Raw genomic sequence first — 6,000 nt, forward strand, 5'->3', positions numbered from 1 at the left:
CGGATGTCGTTGTTCCACGGGGTTGCGGCCCGTCGGCCCGCGAGCCTCCGCAAAGTCATGTTCCTGCGGCGTCACTGGAAGCCCGCCACGTTCTCCTTCGTCACCATCTCGGTGCCGGTGTCGATGATCGGCGGGACACTCTGCCCTCGGGCCGCGGCGACCGCGGTCTCGATGCCGACCGAGCCCATCTTGGCGGGGAACTGGGCGACGGACGCCGCGACCTCACCTGCGGCGATGGCTTTCAGCTCGTCCGGTGAGGCGTCGAAGCCCACCAGCACGAGCTCGCCCGGCTTCTTGCCGGCGGACTTGACGGCCTGAAGGGCGCCGAGAATCGGCGGCCCGCAGGCCCCATAGATGGCGGCGATGCCGGGATGAGCGGCCAGAATGTCCTGGGCGGCGTTGAGCCCCTTGGTCTGGTCGCAGTCGGTGGCGGGTTTGGCGACCACAGTGACGCCGTCACCGAGCGTGGCCAGCATGCCGGTGACGCGGTCGTCGAGCGAGGGGTTGCCAAGTCGCCCCTGCAGTACGGCGATCGTGGAGCCGGGCTTGACGCGCTTGGCGAGCCAGGCGCCCGCCAGCTTGCCGCCCGCGAGATTGTCGGTCGCCACCACGGACGACTTACCCGCCCAGCCGGGGATGTCGTTGTCCACCAGGATGACCTTGACCCCGGCATCCACGGCCTTCTGCAGGACGTTCTGGAGGTTTGGGCTGGTCGGCGTGATTGCGATGGCCTTGACCCCCTTGGCCAGCATCGACTCGATCTGAGCCGTCTCGCCTTCGTCGTCCGTGCCGCTCTTGCCCTGGCCGAAGAGGACTTCGACGTCTGGGTGGTCGCGGTTCCAGGTCTTCACCGCGTCGACCATGATGTCGTAGAAGTCCACCGGGAACTTCGTGATGAATCCGACTTTGATCGGTTCGGCGGCGCCGGGAGACGCCTCGGGCGTGGACATACCGGAGCCGGTGGAGCAGGCGCCGAGACAGAGCGCCAGCGCGAGGGCCAGCGAGGCTGGCCGGAGGTGTGGTGCCATCGTTGTCATCTCTCTCAGGAGGGCGGTGGCGCGGAACGCCGGAGGGAGGTCACGAGTCGCCTCCGACGATGAGCGAGACGAGCGCCTGCTGGTTGTCCGGCGTAGGCCTCATCTCGCCGACTTTGCGACCGCGCCGCAGCACCGCGGCTCGGTCGGCGATCTCGATCACGTGATCCATGGCATGGGAGATGACAATGACGGCATGGCCCTCCTCGCGTAGGCGCAGGATGAGGTCGAGCACTCGTCGCGACTCGCGGAGTCCAAGCGCTGCCGTCGGCTCGTCGAGGATCACGACCTCCGACGCGAACGCCGCGGCCCTGGCCACGGCGATGGCCTGCCGCTGGCCTCCGGACATCAGGCCGACCGTGGCGTGGGGGTCGGCGATCCCGATGTGGAGGCGTGTCAGCAACTCGGCTGTCGCCCGGGACATGTCCCGGCGGCGCAGCAGCCGCAAGCCGCGGGGAAGCCAGCGCGGTCCGGAGGACTCCCGCCCGGCGTAGAAGTTCGCGGCGGGATCCAGATTGTCGAACAGCGCGAGGTCCTGGTAGACGGTCTCGATCCCGAGGGCTCGGGCGGCGGCGGGCGAGCCCATCGTCACCGCGACCCCGCCCATCTCGATGGATCCCGCGTCCAGCCGGTGCACGCCGCTGATGCACTTGATCAGCGTGGACTTGCCGGCCCCATTGTCGCCGAGGAGGGCGAGCACCTCGCCGGGGAACACCTCCAGATCCACGCCGTCGAGGGCGAGAACGGCGCCGAAGCGCTTGGTGGCGCCGCGAACGGCCAGGACGGGCGTCATGACCGCGCCGCCTGCGCGATGCGGAAGCGGCTTTCCAGCCGCCCGCGGACGACGTCGGACTCGACGGCGATGACGATGACGACGCCGATCACGATCGGCTGCAGAAAGGCGTCGACGTCGAGGAGGTTCATGCCGTTCCGGATGATTCCGATCATGAGTGCTCCCACGAGTGCGTTGCCTACGCCGCCCCGGCCGCCGAGGAAGCTCGCGCCCCCTATGACCACGGCGGCGATCGAGTCGAGCTCGGCCAGGTCGCCGAAGGTGGGGGAGCCGGCGTTGAGCCGGCCGGAGGTGACGATCGCGGCGATCCCGGCGGCCAGGCCGCTCATGACGTACACCGAGATCACCACCCGGTCGACGGGGATCGCCGCCCGCCGGGCGCCCTCCGGGTTCCCGCCGACGGCGTAGATCCAGCGCCCCCACACCATCCGCGTCGTGAGCAGGACGACGGCCAGCGCCACTGCGGCGACCAGGAAAGCCGAATACGGCAGCCCGCCTACCGAGCGGCCGCCCATCGTCTGGACGATCTCGGGCATGCCCTGCTGCGGTTGCCCGCCCGACAGCCACAGGGCGAGGCCCCGCGCCGCGCTCAGGGTGGCGAGCGTGATGATGAAGGGGTGGGGCAGCCGGCCCAGGACGTAGCCCATGCCGTTGATCGCGCCAACCGCCATGCCGGTGGCCAGCATGGCGAGGACGACAACCGGTCCGGACGGTGCGGCGGAGTGGACAAGGGCCCCGGTCACGGAGGCGAGCGCCAGCGTCGACCCCACGGACAGGTCGATACCCCTGGTGAGGATCACCAGGAGCTGCCCTATGGCGAGCACCGCGATCACCGCGCTTTGCGCCAGCACGTTGCCCAGGTTGAGCATGGTGAGGAACGCGGGTGACAACATGCTCATGATCACGACGAGGAGCAGCAGGATCAGTGCCGGGCCGAGCCGGATGGCCAGCAGCGCGAGCCGCAGCGGATCGCGGCCCAGGCGGTGCAAGGCCCTGGCCTCGGCGGTCACGTCACCTCTCCGGACCAGTCGTCGTGAGTGGTTGGCGACGTTGTCCGCACACCGCCAGATGGGGTGTCCGGGGACGCGTCCGGACTCCCGGCAGTCAGGGATTCGCTGGGGGCGGTGTCCACCCGCTTCCCTGACTCGTACGAGCGGATCACGGCGTGCGCGAGCGCGAGCGCGCGACGACCGGCGCGAGCGTGGACGGGCGGCGGATCGCCGGCGCGCAGGGCGGCGAGAACCTCGTCGACGTGCCGGTCGAAGGTGGCGTGGAAGCCCCGGTCGGCGTCGTTGAAGTAGCCCGCCTGCCACACCCGGCTCGTCTCGTCCCCGGCCGGCGTGTAGGTGTAGCGGCGGACGGTGTCCTCGACGAGGATCCGGCCGCCGGTGCCGTTGATCTCCAGCAGGTGGGTCCCTGGGTAGGCGTACGACGAGTCGTACGTGCCGAGAAGCGTTCCCACCGCCCCACTCGCGAACCGCACGGCGATCGCCATCGTCGTGTACGGGGGCCCGCCGGTCATCTGGGCCGTCACGGACGCGATCGGGCCGCACAGGTGCTCGACCATGTCGAAGCCGTGGCACTGGGTCTCGATGAGGTTGGCGTGGGGGTGCCGGCTGGTGCCGGCTTCTCCGCCGAATCGCCAGGTCGCGAAGACCAGCCGGCCCAGCTCGCCGCGCTCGATCGCCGCCGCCGCCAGTCGCACGGGGCGGGCGTAGCGGTGGTTGAAGTTGATGGCGAAGAAGAGCCGGTGGGCCTCGGCCTCGGCGATCAGGACGTCAGCCTCCTCGAGCGAGAAGACCAGCGGCTTCTCGACCAGCAACGGGATCCCCGCCTCGACCAGCATCCGGGTGGTGGCGAAATGATCTTCGTTCGGCAGGCACACGGAGATCAGGTCGGGCCGCTCCCGGGCGATCATCTCCTCCACGTCGAGATATGGGCGCACGCCGAACCGTCGGGCGCGCTCGACGGTGCGCTTCTCGGTCCGCCCCACGATGGCGCGCAGCTCGGCGTCCTCGCGGCCGGAGAACACGCGTGCGTGGTGGAAGCCCCACCAGTCGCCGGTGCCGACCACTGCGACCCTGGTCCGATTGCCGTTCACTTTTGTCTCCTCCTTGCCAGGGCGGCCTGGACGAGTACGACCAGGACGAGGAAGGTGCCGCTGACCACCTGCTGGTAGGCGGAGCTGAGCGTGCCAACCTGGTTGATCAGGTTCTGGATCACCTTGAGCAGCAGCACGCCCGCGAGGGTCCCCCCGAGCGATCCGGCGCCGCCGGTGAGCAGCGTGCCGCCGATCACGACGGCCGCGATGGCCTCCAGTTCCCTGCCCTCGCCGAGGGTGGGCAGCCCCGAGGCGGTTTGTGCGGCGATGAGGACTCCCGCGAGGCCGGCCAGCAAGGAACTCAGTACGTAGACCCGGACCCGGATGCGCGCCACGGGGAGCCCCATGAGCTCCGCGGCGTGCCCGTCCCCGTTCCCGGCGGCGAAGACGCGCAGGCCGAACCGGGTGCGGTTGAGCACCACGCCGGCTATGGCGAAGACCGCGAGGGCGATCAGCACCGGAACCCCGACGCCGAGAACACTGGCCTGACCGATCCGGGTGAGGGCCAGGTCGGCCGGGATGATGTAGACCCGGTTGCCCTCCTGTGAGACCGCGAAGGCCAGCCCTCGGGCGAACAGCAGCGTCGCCAGGGTGACCACGAACGGCGCGAGCCGAGCCCTCCCGACCAGCAGCCCGTTCACCAGTCCGATCAGCCCGCAGACCGCCAGGGGCAGCAGGACCGCGCCCGCCGTCCCCCAGCGAGACCCGTACGCCGCCAGGACACCGGACAGTGCGAGAACGGACCCGACGGACAGGTCGATCCCGCCGGAGAGGATCACGAACGTCATGCCGGTCGCGACCAGCAGCAGATAGGAGGCATCCAGCGCGATGGCGCTGAGGTTCCCCGGGCCGGTGAAGCTCGAGCCGAAGGTCAGCGACCCGAGGAGGATCACGAGGGCGAGCACCAGGGTGGCCCCGTGCCGCCGGGCGAGGGCCGCCAGCCACGTCGGCCCGGTGCCGGCGGCCGGAGAGCGGGGGGCGGCACGCTCCGCCTGTCCGGTCCTCACGTCCCGCTCCTGTCCCGCTGCGCGTACACGGCGGCCACGATGATCGCCGCCTGGATCATCCGGGCGGTCGAGTCGTGCAGGTCGTGCTGGATGACCGTGGCGATGATGAGCTGCATCAGCAGCGCCCCCATCAGCGTGCCGAGGATCCGGACGCGGCCTCCGGCAAGGGGAGTGCCTCCCACGACCACGGCGGTGATGGCGCTCAGCTCGATCAGCAGCCCGGTGAACGAGGGGTCGCTCGCGCTCTGCCGCCCGGTCGTGAGCACTCCGGCCATCGCTGCGAGCACCCCGCTGATCACATAGACGGTGACCAGCGTCCGCCGTACGGGCAGGCCGGCCAGGAGCGCCGCGGGCCGGTTGCCTCCCACGGCCAGCAGCCTGCGGCCGAACGCGGCGCGGCGCAGGACGAACCCGGCGGCGGCGGCGACCGTCAGGGCCATGAGCACGGGCAGTGGGACCCCCAGCACCTGCCCGCCGCCGATGGCGGCCAGCGTGGGGTCGAAGATCTCGACGAGCCGGCCGTCCGCGAGCACGAGCGCCACCCCCCGTCCGGCGACGAGCAGCCCGAGGGTGGCGACGATCGGCTGGATGCCGTAGGCGACCAGCCCACCGTTCACGAGTCCCACGGCAGCGCCGGCGAGCACCGCGACGGCGATGGCGGGCCAGGGCCCGTAGCCGAGGTAGAGCGGCAGCAACGCCGCCGCGATGGCCATCGTGGAGCCCACCGACAGGTCGATGCCTTCGGTGCCGATCACCAGTGCCATGCCGAGGGCGACGATGGCCACCGGGGCTACCTGGACGAGTTGGAGCCGTAGGTTCGCGACTGTGGCGAAGTTCGGTGTGAACACCAGGTTGAACGCCAGCAGGACGCCGAGGGCGAGGTAGACCCCGTAATCGGGCAGCCAGGTCACGTGCCCCGCCGCGCCCGTGCGGCCGGCCACGCGGATACGGCCTGCGGGAACGGGATCGGCTGGCACGGGGCCGTTGAGGACCGCGGGGCTTTTGGCGGACGCGGAGCTGCCGGCGGACGTGGAGCTGCCGGCGGACGTGGAGCCTTTGGTGGGC

Annotated in this window: 6 protein-coding genes; all 6 read right to left on the minus strand. The window is 70.7% G+C overall.

The genetic code is table 11. The annotated features are described in order from the left end of the window. Positions 1–71: 71 nt before the first annotated feature. Positions 72–1,028, minus strand: a complete 957-nt coding sequence (locus ETD86_RS33965) for a sugar ABC transporter substrate-binding protein (protein ID WP_170223414.1) — start codon at positions 1,026–1,028, stop codon at positions 72–74. Between the two features lie 49 nt (positions 1,029–1,077). After that, entirely contained in the window at positions 1,078–1,827 is a 750-nt protein-coding gene (locus ETD86_RS33970; protein ID WP_138670740.1) for an ATP-binding cassette domain-containing protein, read from the minus strand. Continuing rightward, a complete protein-coding gene (locus ETD86_RS33975; RefSeq protein WP_211370491.1) occupies positions 1,824–2,837 on the minus strand; it encodes an ABC transporter permease in 1,014 nt (337 codons plus the stop codon). The genes ETD86_RS33970 and ETD86_RS33975 overlap by 4 nt, the downstream gene beginning before the upstream one ends. Then, positions 2,834–3,928, minus strand: coding sequence for a Gfo/Idh/MocA family protein (locus ETD86_RS33980; protein ID WP_138670741.1), 1,095 nt, complete (start codon positions 3,926–3,928; stop codon positions 2,834–2,836). The genes ETD86_RS33975 and ETD86_RS33980 overlap by 4 nt, the downstream gene beginning before the upstream one ends. Next, positions 3,925–4,935 carry an ABC transporter permease gene (locus ETD86_RS33985; protein WP_138670742.1) on the minus strand — a complete coding sequence of 337 codons (1,011 nt, stop codon included), beginning with the start codon at positions 4,933–4,935 and terminating at the stop codon, positions 3,925–3,927. The genes ETD86_RS33980 and ETD86_RS33985 overlap by 4 nt, the downstream gene beginning before the upstream one ends. Beyond that, a partial coding sequence (locus ETD86_RS33990) for an ABC transporter permease (RefSeq protein WP_342779328.1) occupies positions 4,932–6,000 on the minus strand: 1,069 nt, incomplete at its 5' end. The genes ETD86_RS33990 and ETD86_RS33985, both read right to left, overlap by 4 nt.

It is taken from the genome of Nonomuraea turkmeniaca, assembly GCF_005889735.1.
GTDB classification, from domain to species: Bacteria; Actinomycetota; Actinomycetes; order Streptosporangiales; family Streptosporangiaceae; genus Nonomuraea; species Nonomuraea turkmeniaca.

Excerpts from the sequence above, each read along its gene's own strand:
- ETD86_RS33970 (WP_138670740.1), bottom strand. The coding sequence starts at position 1,827 with ATGACGCCCGTCCTGGCCGTTCGCGGCGCCACCAAGCGCTTCGGCGCC.
- ETD86_RS33965 (WP_170223414.1), bottom strand. The coding sequence starts at position 1,028 with ATGGCACCACACCTCCGGCCAGCCTCGCTGGCCCTCGCGCTGGCGCTC.